The organism is Streptomyces sp. NPDC013317, assembly GCF_055563155.1.
In genome coordinates this window covers 41,764-57,928 of sequence record NZ_JBVHDX010000017.1, presented here as the reverse complement: position 1 = coordinate 57,928, position 16,165 = coordinate 41,764, and the positions used below count along the sequence as shown (strand labels likewise).

At 73.2% G+C, this 16,165-nt stretch carries 12 protein-coding genes and 1 pseudogene; 8 read left to right on the top strand and 5 right to left on the bottom strand.

All coding sequences use genetic code 11. The features are described 5' to 3' along the window. Positions 1 to 120: 120 nt before the first annotated feature. The 5 genes and pseudogenes from ACZ3IJ_RS31920 to hmgA all read right to left on the bottom strand — a co-directional run bounded on the left by ACZ3IJ_RS31920 (position 121) and on the right by hmgA (position 5,161). Positions 121 to 1,317 (bottom strand): CaiB/BaiF CoA transferase family protein, encoded by a 1,197-nt coding sequence (locus ACZ3IJ_RS31920; RefSeq protein ID WP_467473891.1) that lies wholly within the window; start codon positions 1,315 to 1,317, stop codon positions 121 to 123. Positions 1,318 to 1,489: 172 nt separating this feature from the next. Then, a pseudogene (locus tag ACZ3IJ_RS31915) lies at positions 1,490 to 1,633 on the bottom strand (ABC transporter permease); the annotation flags it as partial. A 165-nt stretch (positions 1,634 to 1,798) separates the two neighbouring features. Further along, complete coding sequence (locus tag ACZ3IJ_RS31910; RefSeq protein WP_467474078.1) at positions 1,799 to 2,956, bottom strand: type ISP restriction/modification enzyme; 1,158 nt, start codon at positions 2,954 to 2,956, stop codon at positions 1,799 to 1,801. 71 nt (positions 2,957 to 3,027) lie between these two features. Further along, positions 3,028 to 3,777 carry a GntR family transcriptional regulator gene (locus ACZ3IJ_RS31905; RefSeq protein ID WP_383173068.1) on the bottom strand — a complete coding sequence of 250 codons (750 nt, stop codon included), beginning with the start codon at positions 3,775 to 3,777 and terminating at the stop codon, positions 3,028 to 3,030. Positions 3,778 to 3,838: 61 nt separating this feature from the next. Continuing rightward, the gene (hmgA, locus tag ACZ3IJ_RS31900; protein WP_467473888.1) at positions 3,839 to 5,161 is read right to left on the bottom strand and encodes a homogentisate 1,2-dioxygenase; all 1,323 of its coding nucleotides are present in this window, start codon (positions 5,159 to 5,161) and stop codon (positions 3,839 to 3,841) included. 152 nt (positions 5,162 to 5,313) lie between these two features. On the opposite strand from hmgA, the gene ACZ3IJ_RS31895 reads away from it, so the two are divergent. The 8 genes from ACZ3IJ_RS31895 to ACZ3IJ_RS31860 all read left to right on the top strand — a co-directional run bounded on the left by ACZ3IJ_RS31895 (position 5,314) and on the right by ACZ3IJ_RS31860 (position 16,133). Beyond that, the gene (locus ACZ3IJ_RS31895; RefSeq protein ID WP_467473886.1) at positions 5,314 to 7,500 is read left to right on the top strand and encodes a right-handed parallel beta-helix repeat-containing protein; all 2,187 of its coding nucleotides are present in this window, start codon (positions 5,314 to 5,316) and stop codon (positions 7,498 to 7,500) included. Positions 7,501 to 7,565: 65 nt separating this feature from the next. Beyond that, on the top strand, positions 7,566 to 8,405 hold the full coding sequence (locus ACZ3IJ_RS31890) for a hypothetical protein (RefSeq protein WP_467474077.1): 840 nt from the start codon (positions 7,566 to 7,568) through the stop codon (positions 8,403 to 8,405). Next, positions 8,402 to 9,679, top strand: coding sequence for a hypothetical protein (locus ACZ3IJ_RS31885; RefSeq protein WP_467473883.1), 1,278 nt, complete (start codon positions 8,402 to 8,404; stop codon positions 9,677 to 9,679). The genes ACZ3IJ_RS31890 and ACZ3IJ_RS31885 overlap by 4 nt, the downstream gene beginning before the upstream one ends. A gap of 24 nt (positions 9,680 to 9,703) precedes the next feature. Next, positions 9,704 to 10,420 carry a TetR/AcrR family transcriptional regulator gene (locus ACZ3IJ_RS31880; RefSeq protein ID WP_467473881.1) on the top strand — a complete coding sequence of 239 codons (717 nt, stop codon included), beginning with the start codon at positions 9,704 to 9,706 and terminating at the stop codon, positions 10,418 to 10,420. A 76-nt stretch (positions 10,421 to 10,496) separates the two neighbouring features. After that, positions 10,497 to 12,695 (top strand): molybdopterin oxidoreductase family protein, encoded by a 2,199-nt coding sequence (locus ACZ3IJ_RS31875; RefSeq protein WP_467473879.1) that lies wholly within the window; start codon positions 10,497 to 10,499, stop codon positions 12,693 to 12,695. Positions 12,696 to 12,875: 180 nt separating this feature from the next. After that, positions 12,876 to 14,276, top strand: coding sequence for a CitMHS family transporter (locus ACZ3IJ_RS31870; protein WP_467474073.1), 1,401 nt, complete (start codon positions 12,876 to 12,878; stop codon positions 14,274 to 14,276). Between the two features lie 137 nt (positions 14,277 to 14,413). After that, a complete protein-coding gene (locus ACZ3IJ_RS31865) occupies positions 14,414 to 15,349 on the top strand; it encodes a hypothetical protein (RefSeq protein ID WP_467473877.1) in 936 nt (311 codons plus the stop codon). Next, entirely contained in the window at positions 15,336 to 16,133 is a 798-nt protein-coding gene (locus ACZ3IJ_RS31860; RefSeq protein ID WP_467473875.1) for a class F sortase, read from the top strand. The genes ACZ3IJ_RS31865 and ACZ3IJ_RS31860 overlap by 14 nt, the downstream gene beginning before the upstream one ends. The last annotated feature ends 32 nt before the right edge of the window (positions 16,134 to 16,165 follow it).

Below are 16,165 nucleotides of genomic sequence, written 5' to 3'. Positions count from 1 at the left end.
CGGCGCCCCTTCGGGGTCGTGGGCATCTGATCCGCAGAGCTGGGGTCACCCGGGAGTAGCTCTGCGGGAGGATGGACACACCCCGACGACGGCGTCCGCCCACCCCGCACCCCGCGACTCTCAGGCCACGACGCCGTCCTCCCGCAGTGCCTCCCGCTCCGCCGGACCCACGCCCAGCTCGCCGAGTACCGCATCCGTGTCCTCCCCCAAAGCCGGGATGCGGCCCATCCGGGCTTCCGGGCCGTCCGGGAAGGTGACGGGCGGAAGCAGGGTCCGCAGGGGCCCGACCGCCGATCCGACGGTCCGCCAGCGGTCCCGCGCCGCCAGCTGCGGGTGCTCCGCCAGATCCGCGACGGTGTTCAGCCGTGCGCACGCGATGCCGGCCGCCTCCAGGCGCGCCAGGGCCTCCGCGGCCGTCAGCGGCGCCAGCGCCTCCGCCACCGCCGCGTCCGTACCCGTACGCCCGGCCACGCGCGCGGTGTTGGTCGCGAACTCCGGATCGTCCGCCAGATCCGGCCGCTCCAGCACCTGTTCGGCCAGCCGGCGCCACTCGCGGTCGTTCTGGACCGACAGCAGCACCAGGCTCCCGTCGACCGTCGGGTAGGCGTCGTAGGGCGCGATGACGGCGTGCGCCAGACCGGTGCGCGCCGGTGCCGTGCCCCCGTGCATCCCGTGGTGCAGCGGATGCCCCATCCACTCGGCCAGCGAGTCCAGCAGCGACACCTCCACCGGCCCGCCCCGGCCGGTCGTCCCGCGACGCACCAGCGCGGCGAGGACGCCCGCGTACGCGTACATCCCCGCCGCGATGTCCGCCGCGGGGATCCCCGACTTGACCGGTTGTTCCTCCGTCCCGGTCACCGACACCAGGCCCGCCTCGCACTGCACGAGCATGTCGTAGGCCCGCTTGTGCGCGTACGGCCCGCCCGGGCCGTACCCCGAGACGTCGACCGCGACCAGCCGTGGGTGCGCGGCGCAGAGGGTGGCCGCGTCCAGGCCGAGCCGGGCCGCCGCCCCCTGCGCCAGGTTCTGTACGAAGACGTCGGCACCGGCGACCAGCCGGCGGACCAGGTCGAGACCCCGCCCGTCCTTGAGGTCGACCGCCACCGACTCCTTGCCGCGGTTGCACCACACGAAGTGCGAGGCGAGCCCGCGCGCCGCAGTGTCGTACCCGCGCGCGAAGTCACCGCCGTCCGGGCGCTCGATCTTGATGACACGGGCGCCCAGATCGGCGAGCTGACGGGTGGCGAAGGGGGCGGCGACGGCCTGCTCGACCGCGACGACCGTGATCCCGTCCAGGGGGAGTGGCTGCATGCTCATCAGCCCTCCCTACCCTCTGGCCACCACCGTTGTCACCGTCACCCTCGTCACCCGTCGGCCGCGCGTGTCACCCCCGGGCACGGCGGCGCACGGCCGCCGTGGCGAAGACGGCGATCAGCGCGAGCGACCAGAGCAGCGGGCCGGCCACCGGATGCGTCACCGGCCAGGCCGCGTCGGCCGGCCCCCGGTGCGAGTCCTGGGCTGCCTGGAACATCCCGTCATGACGCCGCCCGCCGCCGTCGCCACGAGCAGCCTGGGCACCAGGTGGGCGGTACTCGGTGCCCGGCCTGGCGAGGGCGCTGCCGAAGACGTACCCGGGAAGAACAGGAACCTCATGGAGCGGCTTGCGGGCGGCGCCTACCCCCGGCTCGCCGCCGTGCTCGGTGCCGCCGGCGCCGAACGCCCGATCCCGAGGAGATCTTCGACCGGACGCCGACGCGGGTCCTCGACTCCTTCGCTCCGGGGTGACCCCGGAAGCGCGCTAGAGCAGCGCGAACTGGCCCTCCGGGCCCTCCTCCTGATGGTCCAGTACGGAGGCGGGGCGGCGGGCCGTGTCCGGTACGGGCAGGACGCCCGCGTCCCGGAGCGCGGCCGCGGAAAGCCACGGCCCCTCCGCGAGGAGCGCGGCGCGCGCCCGGTCCCGCTCGGCGAGCAGCGCGAGGACGGTGACGAGCTCCAGCAGCTCCGAGGTCCACTCCTGCGGCCACGCCGCCGGACCGATGGCCTCCAGGCCGCCGGGTTCGGCGGGTGCGGTCCGGTGCGCGAACCACTGCTCCAGCATCCGTACGCCTCCGACCTGGAACTCCCACGCCTCGGCGGGTACGGGCGAGATCCGGCCGTCGTCGAGGCTCAGGGTCTCCTCCCCGGGCTCGTACGCGAGCGTGCCCGGCCGTGCCGGGATCGGCGCACGCACATACGGGCGCCGGCCCCCGGGCAGACGGGGCCGCTCGCCGCCTCGGGCGCCCCTCAGCTGGATGTCCGTGAGTCCCCGGCCCAGTTCCACACCCGTGGACCAGACGTCCGGGCGGGCCGGCAGCGGGACATGGCAGCCGGCGGGCGACGGACGGGCGGCTGCCACGGCCCAGGCCAGGACGTCATGGGCGGTGACCCGGCAGCCGTACCGCTCGCTCAGCAGAGGCAGCAGCCCGGGCGCGAGGTTCGGCTCCTCGGCCCCGGGGCGACGGAACAGCGGGCGGATCCGGCCCGGCCGCCCGGCCGGGGAGCGTCCCGCGGGCAGCGCCGCCGACACCAGCAGTGCGGGCCCGTCCGCGCCCGGCGCGTACCCCTGCTCGACGGCGAAGAGCTGCCGCTCGTCGGCGACCCGCCAGAGCTCGGGACGGGCGGTGTCGATGAGGCGGTGGTCGGGGAGCAGCCACTGCTCGTCGAACGGGCCGTGGGCGAGCCGTACCGGTTCGGGGCACGGACCTGACTCGCGGGCGAACCTGACGGTGCCGGTCCGCTGCCCCGGCAGCGCCGCCACGGAGCTCGACGGCGTACGCGCCCGGCTGGGCCGGAACAGTTCCTCGCGTTCGGCGCCCTCCGCCCCGACCAGCCGGTCCCAGCGCGCCCGCAGCGTACGGGCGTCGGGCGCCACGATCCAGGACCGCCCGAGCCGCAGCGGCGCGACGGACCAGGGCATCAGCTCGTCCAGGAGGGGCGCGTCGTCCAGCGGTACGTCTTCGGTCACGCCCCGGATGCTAGCGAGCGGGCTCAGTGCGCCTCCACCGTCACCGTGAAGGAGAACCGGTCGCCCCGGTACCGGATCCGGGCCACGTCCACCACCCGGCCGTCCTCGTCGTAGGTGACGCCCGTGTAGTGCAGGATCGGCGAGAGCAGCGGCACCTGGAGCAGCGCCGCCGTCTCCGGGTCCGCGAGCCGGGCCTCGACGGTGTCCGTGATCCGGCTGATCCGTACCCCCATCACGTCCCGCAGCACCTTCGTCATCGGCCAGCGCTCCAGGTCGGCCGGGTCGAGACCGGCCGCGACCTCTGGCCGTACCGCGTTCTCCGCCCAGTTGGTGGGCTCGCCGCTCTCCCCGTCCCGCCGCAGTCGCTTGTAGGCGACCACCTCCGTGACATCGGGGAAGAACTCGGCGAGCTCGCCCGGCACCGGCTCGGTGCCGTGGCCGAGGACGGTGGTCCGCTCGCCGGACTGCTGGGCCACGATCGCGTCGATCGAGCCGAGCAGCCGGCGAGGGGTGGAGCGCCGCGCGCCGGGCTCGATGAACGTGCCCCGCCGCCGGTGTCTGCTGATCAGGCCCTCCTCCTCGAGCTCTTTGAGGGCCTGGCGCATCGTCAGCACGCTCACGCCGTAGTGGGCGGCGAGCTGCTCCTCGGTGGGCAGCCGCAGCGAGGCGTCGGGCGTGCGGCCGAGTATGGAGGCGCGCAGCGACTGCGAGACCTGATACCAGAGCGGCAGCTTGCGGTTCAGGACCAGCGAGTCGGGGGCGAAGGCGGTCACGGCGTTCTCCGTACGACGACAACGAGGCTCGGGGGCGGCGAGGCTCGGGGACGACGAGACTCTACGGCCGGAAGTGGCGCTCAAGACCCTGCCATACGTCGTCGTAGCCCTTCTGCAGGTGGTCGGCCGAGGCCGCCTGCTCGGTGGTGGTGACCGGCCAGCGGGTCTCGAACATGAACGCCAGGCCGTCGTCGATCTTCTGCGGCTTCAGCTCGGCGCCGCTGGCCTTGTCGAACGTCTCGCGGTCCGGTCCGTGCGCGGACATCATGTTGTGCAGCGAACCGCCTCCCGGGACGAAGCCCTCGGCCTTGGCGTCGTACGCGCCCTCGATGAGGCCCATGTACTCGCTCATCACGTTCCGGTGGAAGTACGGCGGCCGGAAGGTGTCCTCGCCGACCAGCCAGCGCGGGGCGAAGACCACGAAGTCGACGCCCGCGAGCCCGGGGGTGTCGGTCGGGGAGGTGAGGACCGTGAAGATCGACGGGTCCGGGTGGTCGTACGAGATCGTCCCGATGACGTTGAAGCGGTGCAGGTCGTAGACGTACGGGGTGTGGTTGCCGTGCCAGGCGACGACGTCGAGCGGGGAGTGGCCGTAGGTCGCGGACCAGAGGTTGCCGCAGTACTTGTTGACGACCTCGACCGGCCCCTCGACGTCCTCGTAGGCGGCGACGGGGGCGCGGAAGTCGCGGGCGTTGGCGAGGCCGTTGGCGCCGATCGGGCCGAGGTCGGGGAGCTGGAACGGCGCCCCGTAGTTCTCGCAGACGTAGCCGCGGGCGCTCTCGTCCAGGAGGTCGACGCGGAAGCGGACACCGCGCGGGACCAGCGCGATCTCGCCGGGGTGGACGGCGAGCAGGCCGAGTTCGGTACGCAGGAGCAGGCCGCCGCGCTCGGGGACGATCAGCAGCTCGCCGTCCGCGTCGCTGAAGACCCGTTCCATCGGGGCGTTCGCGTGGTACAGGTGCACGGCCATGCCGATGCGCTGGGCCGCGTCGCCGTTGCCGCCGAGCGTCCAGAGACCGGCCAGCCAGTCCGTGCCGGGCGCCGGCTCGGGCAGCGGGTTCCAGCGCAGCCGGTTGGGGTCGGCGACGGTCTCGGTGAACGGCGCGGAACGGACGGCGCCGTTGTCGATCCGGGTGAACGGGGGGTGCGCGGCCGAGGGACGGACGCGGTAGAGCCACGAGCGGCGGTTGTGGGCGCGCGGTTCGGTGAAGGCGCTGCCGCTCAGCTGCTCCGCGTAGAGGCCGAGGGGCGCGCGCTGCGGCGAGTTGCGTCCGTGCGGCAGTGCTCCCGGTACGGCCTCCGAACCGTGCTCGTTCCCGAAGCCGGTGGAGTACTGCAGTCCGGCGGCCGTCTTTCTCGCCCGCTCGGTGTTCTCCGTGGTCATCGCACGCTCCTGTCCTGACGCCCGAAACAATCCTATGCATGACCGTAGGATTCCGCGCCCGCTCGCGTCAACGGGGTCCGGCGAGGTCTCGGTTCGACGTGATGCGTGCACGAGGGGTTCCAAAAGATGAACATTGCTCTACTCTCACGCCCATGTCGTGGACCCACAGGCTCCTTGTCGCGCTCTCGGTCGTTCTGGCGGCGCTCGCCGCCGCCCTGGTCACCGCCCCCGGGGCCCAGGCCCACGAAGAGCGGCCCGTCACCTTCCCCGACGGCTCCGGCAGCGTGCCGGTGCTCCGCACCGGGGAGCCCGATCTGCTGGTCTGCAAGACCGACCGGGCCGACTTCACCCGCCGTGTCTCCGGTTTCCCGGCGGAGCTGAAGGACCGGAACCTGGCCCTGTTCGACCGGTGCACGCGGAGCGGCTTCCGCCATCTCCAGCAGGCCGTCGACGCCGTCGACCGGCCCGGCATGACCATCGCCGTCCTGCCCGGCCTCTACGAGGAGGAGCCCTCGCAGCCCGCCCCGACCGGCGCCTGCGCCGCGCTGAAGGCCCCCAAGTCGGCGCTCGGCTACCAGATCCTCTCGTACGAGCAGCAGAAGCAGTGCCCGCACAACCAGAACCTGGTCGCCATCCTCGGCAAGAAGGACCTCCAGATCGAGGGCACCGGAGCCTCCCGCCTGGACGTGGTCATCGACGCGAAGTACACGAAGCTCAACGCCCTGCGGGCCGACGGCTCCGACGGCGTCTACTTCCGCAACTTCACCGCCCAGCGGACCACCTTCAACTCGCTGTACGTGCTGGCGGCCGACGGCTTCGTCATCGACGACGTGCTCACCCGGTGGAACGACGAGTACGGCTTCCTCACCTTCGCCTCCGACCACGGCCTCTACAAGAACTGCGAGTCGTACGGCAACGGGGACTCCGGCATCTACCCCGGCTCGGCCTCCGACATCAACGACGGCCGCGGCTACGACGTCCCGCGCTACTCCATCGAGATCACCGGCTGCCGCAGCCACCACAACATGGTCGGCTACAGCGGCACGGCCGGTGACTCCGTCCACGTCCACGACAACGAGTTCGACCACAACATGGGCGGCGCCTCCATGGACTCCGCCTTCCCCGGCCACCCCGGGCTCCCGCAGAACCACGCGCGGTTCGAACGGAACCTGATCCACGACAACAACCAGAACTACTACCGGTACGTCGCCGACGGCACCTGCGCCAAGCCGCCCGTCGAGCGCGGCTACGAGCAGGGTGTCGTCTGCCCGCAGATCTCGATGCCGCCGGGCACGGGCATCATCACGGCGGGCGGCAACTGGAACCTGTACGAGGACAACTGGGTGTACGGCCACCAGCGCGCCGCCTTCTTCCTCAGCGCCGTCCCCGCCTTCATCCGGGGCGAGTCCGCCTGGGGCAAGCAGACCGACACCTCGCACCACAACCGGTACGCGGGCAACCGCCTGGGCGTGGACAAGGCGGGCGCCTCCCGGCCCAACCGCACGGACGTGTGGTGGGACGGCCAGGGCGGCGGCAACTGCTGGCAGTCCGAGGGCGGAGCGTCCGGTGCGTCGACCCCCGGCGCCCTGCCCGAGTGCGGGAAGCGCCGGGGCGAGGTCTCCGGGAACACGGACCGGCTCGTCGGCGAACCGGCCAAGCTGGCCCACCTCCTGGTGTGCGCCGACTACAACGTCCAGGAGCGCCGGCTGCCCGCGGGGTGCGACTGGTACGGCGCGCGGGGCATCCAGCGGGTCGAGACCCAGCTCGCTCTGGGGACCGCCGTCGTGCTCGCCCTCGTCGGGGGCGTCCTGTGGTGGCGCAGGCTCCGCGGCAGCCGTGCGGCGGGTGTGGCGACCGCCCTGGGCCTCGCGGGCCTGGTCCTGGACGTGGCCGGCTCGACGCTGGGTCTTGCCCCCGGCCCCCTCCCGGCCGTGGCGCTCCTGCTGATCGGCGTCTGGTGGACGGTGCTGGGCCTCGCCCTGCGCCCCACCCGCCCCGCCTTCGCCTGGACCACCCTCGCCCTGGGCGCCCTCACCCTTCTCGACGCCTTCGACAAGGCCGTCCTGATGATCCCCTGGATCCCCCTCAGCCCCGCCTGGCTGCGCGGTCTCCTCGCCGTGGTGTGGGTGCTGTGGGCGGTGGTGGTCGCGGGCCGGCGCGCGCCCGGGGAAGCGGGCGAGCAGGAACCCACCCCCGACCCCGGACCGCCGCCGGTCACCGCGACCGCGCGCGGGGGCCGTGAGAGCCGGGAGAGCCACGCCAGGTCCGAGGGCCGCGAGGGCCGCGACGGCCGTGACGGCCGTGACGGGTACGGCGCCCGCGACGGGGGCGCGTCGTGAGGCGGCGCCCGCCTGCCACGGCGACCGCCCCCCGCCGCCGGTCCGCCCCCCGCCGCCGGTCCGCCCTGCGCCGCCGGTCCGCCCCTCGCCGCCGGTCCGCCGTCCTCGCGGGCGTCCTCCTCGCCGTCGCCCTGGCCGCCGCAGGGTGCGGAGGGCGGGCCACCACCCACCACAAGCCCGGCACCAGCCACCAGGAGGCCACCGCGGGCAGCGGCACGCTGCTCGCGGCGAAGGACGAAGGCGGGCACCGGCTCCGGGAGGTGCCCGCACAGGGCGCGCCCGCCGTCCGGGTCGAGACGCGGCCCGACACCGAGGGCGGCTGGAACATCCACCTCGCCGTGGAGAGGTTCCGCTTCACCCCGGAGAGCGTCGGCGGCGGGGCCCTCCCCGGTCGCGGCTACGCCCGTCTCCTCGTCGACGGCAAGGAGACCGACCGGGTCTACGGCCCCTGGCACCACGTCCCTCCCGGCGCCCGCACCCTGACCGTCCGCCTCCATGCGGACGACCACACCGCCTGGGCGGTCGCGGGCAGACCGGTCGAGGCCACCGTCGCCCTCTCCACCACCCCCGGTTCCACCACCTCCGTCTCGACCGCCCCTGCCTCGGCCGCCCCCGCGACCCCCGCCCCGACGACAGCCGCGCCCGGCCGGACCGTCGAGATCACCGTCGACGGATCGTCCGTCCAGCCACCCCCCTCCCGCGTCGAGCTGAAGAAGGGCGAGCGGCTCACCCTCCGTGTCACCAGCGACCGCGCCGACACCCTCCATGTCCACGGCTACGACCGCGAACTGCCCCTCGCCCCCGGCACCCCCGGGTCGCTCACCCTCACCCTCGACCGCACCGGCCTCTTCGAGGTCGAGACCCACGACTCGGGGCTGCTCCTGACCCAACTCGTCGTCCGATGACCACTCCCGTCCGCCTTCTCGCCCACGGCATCGGCTCCCAGCACGACCTCCCGCTCGCGCCCTTCTACGCCTACGCGGGCGCCTTCGCCGCGCTCTTCGTCTCCTTCCTCGCCCTGGGTCTGCTCTGGCCCACGTCCCGCTTCCGCGGCGACCGGGCGGGCCGACCGCTGCCCGCCGCCGTCCAGCGCCTCGCCGACGCCCCGGTCACCCGCACCGCCCTTCGCGCGGCCGGCGCGGCCGCGGCCCTGACCGTCGTGCTCCACCTCCTCCTCGGTCCCGACGACCCCGACCGCAACCCCGCGCCCGGTGCCGTCTACGTCCTCCTCTGGGTGGGGCTCGTCCCCGCCTCGCTCCTCCTCGGCCCCGTCTGGCGCCTCCTCAACCCTCTGCGCGCCCTCCACGCCGTGCTCCCGGCCGCACGCGACCCCCGCCCCCTGCCTCCGGGCCTCGGTATCCGGCCCGCCGCCGCCGGACTCCTCCTGTTCGCCTGGCTCGAACTCGTCGCCCCCGACCCCGCCTCCTCCACCACCCTCCTGGCCTTCCTCGCCACCCTCACGGCCCTCGGGCTCCTCGGCGCCGCCCGCCACGGCCCCGACTGGTTCGCCCACGCCGACCCCTTCGAGGTCTACTCCTCCCTCCTCGCCCGGCTCTCCCCGCTCGGCCGCCGCGCCGACGGCCGGCTCGTCCTGCGCTCACCCTTCGACGGCCTCGACTCCACGCCGCAGACCCCCGGGCTCGTCGCCACCGTCTGCGTCCTGCTCGGCTCCACCGCCTACGACGGCTTCTCGGACAACCCCCGCTGGATCACCACCCTCCAGACCTCACCCCTCGGCCCGACCGTCACCGCCACCCTCGGCCTCCTCGCCGCCGTCGCCCTCGTCGCCGCCCTCTACGCCCTGTGCGCCGGCACCCTGCGCCTGATGTCCCGCGAACTCGCCACACCCCTCACCTCCTTCGCCCACTCCCTCCTCCCCATCGCCCTCGGCTATCTCGTCGCCCACTACTTCACACTCTTCGTGACGGAAGGACCACGTACCGTCATGATGGCAGCGGGCACTGACAACGCCCCCGTGCCCGCCCCGCCCCTGGCCCCGGGCGCCCTCGCCACCCTCCAGGTCACCGCGATCGTCACCGGACACGTCCTCGGCGTCGTCGCCGCGCACGACCGCTCCGTGCGGCTCTTCCCGCCCGCCCGCGCCGTGGCCGGGCAACTGCCCCTGTTCGCGCTGATGATCGCGTACACCCTCGGAGGCATCGGACTGCTCATCGCCTGACCCGACCAGGAACGGAGCGGCATCATGGACCCCGTGCCCCAGCCTTCCCTCCGCCGCACCCCCGTCCAGCAGCGCAGCGCCGAGCGCCTCGCCCGGATCCTCGACGCCTGCGCCGAACTCCTCGACGAGACCGGCTACGAGCAGCTGAGTACGCGTGCCGTCGCCGCCCGCGCGGGCGTTCCGATCGGATCCGTCTACCGCTTCTTCGGCAACAAGCGCGCGATGGCCGACGCCCTGGCCCACCGCAACCTCGACCGCTACGCCGAGCGGATCGGCGCGCGCCTCGCCGGGGCGGGCAAGGCCGACGCGTACAGCGCGATCGACAGCGTCCTGGACGAATACATCGCGATGAAGCGCACCGTTCCCGGCTTCGCGCTCGTCGACTTCGGAGTCCCCGCGCCGACCGCCGCCCCCACCACCACCAGTGCAACCACCACCCGCGCCCCCACCGCCACCACGGACGCGGGTGGGGGCGCGGACGGCGGAGTCCCGGGCGGCGGGGGTGACGCGGTCCGGGCCGAGGACGCCAACCACCTCGTCGCCGACCGCCTCTGCGGCCTCCTCGCCACCCACCTCGACCGCACTGCCGACGACGCCCTGCGCCGCAAGGTGCTGGTCGGCGTCGAGGCCGCCGACGCGCTGCTCCAGCTCGCCTTCCGTACCGCCCCGTCCGGCGACCCCGCGCTCATCGCCGAGACCCGCGAGCTCCTCTACGCCTACCTCGCACCCTCGCTGAGCTGACCCCTCCCCACCGTGCGTACCGGTCGGTATGCTCGCGGGTGCCCGTGCGTCACCGCCGTCGCCCCAGGGAGCCGTCATGTCCACCGCCCTGCGTATCTGCCCGCTCTGCGAAGCCACCTGCGGGCTGACCCTCACCCTCGACGGCACCCGGATCACCGGCGCCCGCGGAGACCGCGACGACGTCTTCAGCCAGGGGTTCATCTGCCCCAAAGGCGCCTCCTTCGGCGAGGTCGACGCCGACCCCGACCGACTCACCGGGCCCCTCGTCCGCAAGGACGGCACCCTCCAGGAGGCCACCTGGGAGGAGGCGTTCGACACGATCGCCGCCCGGATCCGACCGCTGATCGAGACGTACGGACCGAACGCGGTGGGCCTCGTGCTCGGCAACCCGAACGTCCACACCATGGCCGGCGGCCTCTACCCGCCCCTGCTGATCGGCGCCCTGCGGACCCGGAACCTCTTCACCGCCTCCACCCTCGACCAGATGCCCAAGCATGTCTCCAGCGGACTGCTCTTCGGCGACCCCTTCGCCATCCCCGTCCCGGACCTGGACCGCACCGACCATCTGCTGATGCTCGGCGCCAACCCCCTGGACTCCAACGGCAGCCTCTGCACCGCCCCCGATTTCCCCGGCAGGCTCAAGGCGCTGCGCAGGCGCGGCGGCACCCTCACCGTCGTCGACCCGCGCCGCACCCGTACCGCCCGGCTCGCCGACCGCCATGTCGCCATCCGCCCCGGCACCGACGCCCTCTTCCTCGCCGCGCTCGTCCACACCCTCTTCGCGGAGGGCCTCGCCGACCCCGGCGTCCCGCTCGCCGACCTGGTCGAGGGCGTGGAGGACGTACGCGAGGCGGTACGGGAGTTCACGCCCGAAGCCGTCGCGGCCGCCTGCGACCTGGACGCGACCACCATCCGTACGGTCGCCCGGGAACTCGCGGCCGCGCCCACCGCCGCCGTCTACGGCCGGATGGGCAGCTCCACGGTCACCCACGGCACGCTCGGCAACTGGCTCGTCGACGTCCTGAACGTCCTCACAGGCAACCTCGACCGCCCCGGCGGCGCGCTCTTCCCGCTCGCCGCGACCGCTCCCGCGCCCCGGCCGGCGGGCCCCGGCAAGGGCTTCGCGCTCGGCCGCTGGAGCAGCAGGGTCTCCGGCCACCCCGAGGCCAAGGGCGAACTCCCCATGGCCGCGCTCGCCGAGGAGATCGAGACGGCGGGGGAGGAACGTATCCGCGCGGTGATCACCATCGCCGCCAACCCCGTCCTCTCGGCGCCCGACGGGCTGCGCCTCGACCGGGCACTCGGCTCCCTCGACCTGATGGTGGCCGTCGATCCGTACCTCAACGAGACCACCCGCCACGCCGATGTCGTCCTGCCTCCGCCGCCGCCCTCGCGGAGCGCCCACTTCGACTTCTCGTTCAACGGTCTCGCCGTCCGCAACCAGGTCCGTTTCACCCCGGCCGTGGTTCCGCTGGAGGACGGGCGGATGGACGAGTGCGAGATCCACGCACGGCTGATCCTCGCCGTGAGCGGGATGCACGGCGCACCGCCCTCGGCCGTCGACGACCTCGCCGTCGACGCGACCCTCGCCAAGGCGGTCACCCAGGAGCACTCACCCCTCCACGGCGCCGACCCCAAGACCGTCGCCGCCGGGCTGAGGGGCGCCACCGGGGCCGAGCGACGCCTCGACCTGATGCTCCGCCTCGGACCGTACGACCTCACTCTCGACGACCTCCTCCGGGCACCGCACGGCATCGACCTCGGTCCCCTCGAACCCCGCCTTCCCGGTCTCCTCAAGACCCGCAGCGGACGCGTCGAGCTGCTCCCCGCACCGATCACCGCCGACCTGCCCCGGCTGCGCGCCGCCCTCAACGCCCCGCCCGGCGGTCTCGTCCTCGTCGGCCGCCGCCATCTGCGGTCCAACAACAGCTGGCTGCACAACGCGCCCTCCCTCAACGGCGGTTCGAACCGCTGCACCCTCCAGGTCCACCCCGCCGACGCCGACCGCCTCGGCCTCGCCGACGGCAAACCCGCCCGGATCGCGGCCGAGGGGGGCGCACTGGAGGTCGAGGTGGAGATCACCGACGCCGTGCGGAGGGGAGTGGTGAGCCTGCCGCACGGCTGGGGACACGACCGGCCCGGTACTCGCCTCGCGGTCGCCGGGGCCAGGCCCGGGGTCAACGTGAACCAGCTCCTCGACGGCTCACGCCTCGACCCGCTCTCGGGCACGGCGGTGCTCAACGGATTCCCCGTGGAGTTGTCGCCCCTGCCGTGACCCTCCTGCCGCCCCTGCCGTGACCGTCCCGCCGCCCCTGCTGTGACCTGGGGTTTTGCTCGTATTGCTCACGCGTCAACGTCTTGTTAACGCCGGAAGGGGGCACCTAACGTCATCCGAACGCCGCACCGGTGGGAGCCGCCCCGGTGGGAGTTCGAAGGTGAACGTGAGGTGTCCTCCATGCTGACCGTCCTCGGCTTCGCCATGATCGCGACCTTCCTGGTCCTGATCATGATGAAGAAGATGTCGCCGATCGCGGCGCTCGTGCTGATCCCCGCCCTGTTCTGCGTCGCCGTCGGGCAGGGTGCGCAACTCGGCGACTACGTCATCGAGGGCGTGGAGAAACTCGCCCCCACCGCCGCGATGCTGATGTTCGCCATCGTCTACTTCGGCGTGATGATCGACGTCGGTCTGTTCGACCCGATCGTGCGGGGCATCCTGCGCTTCTGCAAGGCCGACCCGGTGCGGGTGGTGGTCGGTACTGCGCTGCTTGCGGCGATCGTCTCGCTCGACGGCGACGGCTCGACCACCTTCATGATCACCGTCTCGGCGATGTACCCGCTCTACAAGCGGCTCGGGATGAGCCTGGTCGTGATGACGGGGGTCGCCGCGACCGCCAACGGTGTCATGAACACCCTGCCCTGGGGCGGCCCCACGGCCCGAGCGGCGACCGCGCTCAAGGTGGACGCGGCGGACGTCTTCGTCCCGATGATCCCGGCGCTCGCCACGGGCCTGCTCTTCGTCTTCGCCCTCGCGTACGTCCTCGGCCGGCGTGAGCGCAGGCGGATCGGCTACCTCACCCTCGACGAGGTCCTGGAGCCGCAGACCGAGACCGTCCTGGTCGCCGCCGGCGCCGGCGGCGGTGCGAAGGGTACGGCCGGCGGCCCGGACGCCACCGGCTCCCCGGCGGGCTCGGACTCCACCGGAGCCGGTGAGGGCTTCCAGGGGCTCGACCCGAACCGCCCGACCCTGCGTCCGAGGCTGTACTGGTTCAACGCCGGCCTCACCGTCGCGCTGCTCACCGCGATGATCCTCGAACTGCTGCCGATCCCGGTCCTCTTCCTCCTGGGCGCGGCGCTCGCGCTCACGGTCAACTATCCGAAGATGGCCGACCAGAAGGCCAGGCTCGCCGCCCACGCCGACAACGTCCTGAACGTGGCCGGCATGGTCTTCGCCGCGGCCGTCTTCACCGGTGTCCTCACCGGCACGGGCATGGTCAAGCACATGGCCGACTGGCTCGTGGGCGCGATCCCCGAGGGCATGGGACCGCACATGGCGCTGGTCACCGGCCTGCTCAGCCTGCCCCTCACGTACTTCATGTCCAACGACGGTTTCTACTTCGGCGTCCTGCCCGTCCTCGCGGAGGCGGGAGCGGCCCACGGGGTCTCGCCGCTGGAGATCGCCCGTGCGTCGATCGCCGGCCAGGCGCTGCACATGTCGAGCCCGCTCGTCCCGGCCGTGTACGTCCTGGTCGGCATGGCGAAGGTCGAGTTCGGCGACCACACCCGCTTCACCGTGAAGTGGGCGGCGCTCACCTCGCTGGTGGTGCTCGCGGCGGGGATCCTCTTCGGAATCATCTAGCGCCGACCCCGTCGGCCGGGGGAGTGAATACGGAGGGTGTCACGGCGTCGGTGGCACCCTCCGTACGGGCGTGATGACAGATAGTCACATGATCGGCTAATTGTCCGACGTCTTCATGTGACTGGAGGAACCCCCGTATGACCGCTCCCGCAGTCCGTCCCCTGCTGTCCATCGCCGCCGCGTCGCTCGCCCTTGGCAGCCTCGGCCTGGCCGGTGCTCCCACCGCCTTCGCCGCGCCCGGCGACAACGGCGACATCAAGATCCACCACGCCGGAGGCCGGGATGAGCCCCGCCGCACCGCCGTGAACAGCGAGACCACCGAGCCGCGGGTCTGCACGTTCTATCTCGCCGCCTTCGACTTCGAGGGGTTGGAGCAACTCAGCTGGACGATCTCCCCGCAGCGACCGGTGGACAGCGTCACCACGAACGGCACGATCACCATCGACTCCACGGGTCGCGGGATCACCCCGGACCTGACGCTCGTCGACGGCGCGTACAGAGTCGAGTGGACCTGGGAGGGCCAGACCAGCACCAGGAAGAGCAGGGACTTCCGGGTCGACTGCGACGAGATCACCAACACCTCGGCGATCGGCAGCAGCGGCAGCAACGGCAGCAGTGCCGACGGAGTCAGCTCCGACCGCGCCAACGCCACCAACGGCAACGCGAACGGCGGCAGCGGCAGCGGCACCTCCGGCAACAGCGACTCCGGCAGCAGCGACTCGGACAGCAGCTCCGGCAACAGCTGGAACGGCAGCGCCAGCGGCGGGAGCGGAGGCAATGGCGGGAGCGGCGGCAGTGGAGGCAGCGGCGGGAGCGGAGGCAGTGGCGGGGGCGGAGGCGGTGGTGGCAGAGAGAACGGCAGTGAGGGCGGCTGGAGCGGTGGCGACGGCGGAAAGCCGCCGCAGGGTCCGGTCGGTGCGGGCGGCGGCGGCAGTGCCATCACGACCACGACCGAGTCCTCCGACGACGGCTCCATGTTCGGCGTCGCCTCCGCCCTCGCCGCCGGCCTCGCGGGCACGGCGGGTCTGATCCTCGTCCGCCGGGCGCGTCGCCGCACGCATGACGCTTCGTAGGTTCCGCCCCACGCGCAGGCAGCGGCGCCTCCTCCGGCTCACCCGGACCGTGGTGGTGGCCCTGTCCCTGGTCGGCGGCGGCATCTGGTGGGCCCAGGGCGACGAACCGTCCGGCCCGCCGGCCGCCGCCGCGGACCGGACGGGCTCGGAACAGGCTGCCGTGCACGGGGCGCCCGTCCAGTCCGCCGCCCGGCCCGCGCCCGGGCGGCATCCCGACGAGAAGCCGAAGGCGCAGTCCCGTCCCAGAACCGCGCCCAAGACCCCGCCGAAGACCGCGCCCAGGCCCGCACCTCCGCGCGCGCCGTCGCCCGCGCCCCTGACCCGGTCACGCGCCACCAGCATCGCCGTCCCGTCGATCACGATCGAGGCGCCGGTGATCGACCTCGGGCTCGACCGGTCGGGGAAGCTCGCCACGCCGCCGATCGAGAACCCGCGGATCGTCGGCTGGTACGCGGGCGGCCCCGCCCCCGGCGAGCGCGGCACGGCGATCGTCGTCGGACACCGCGACACCCGCACCGGACCGGCCATCTTCCTCAACCTCGACTCGCTCGACCGCGGCAACACCGTCCGCGTCGCACGGGCCGACGGCAGGGTCGCCGTGTTCACGGTCGACAAGGTCCGCACGTACACCAAGAAGGAGTTCCCCGACCGCGAGGTGTACGGCTCCACCAACCGCGCCGAACTGCGGCTGCTCACCTGCGGTGGTTCCTTCGACCCCAAGAAGGGTTACGAGTCGAACGTCGTCGTCTTCGCCCATCTCACGGACGTCGTCCGGGAGTCCTGAGGCGCGCGCCGCCCGTCGTCCCCCGGGCCGCC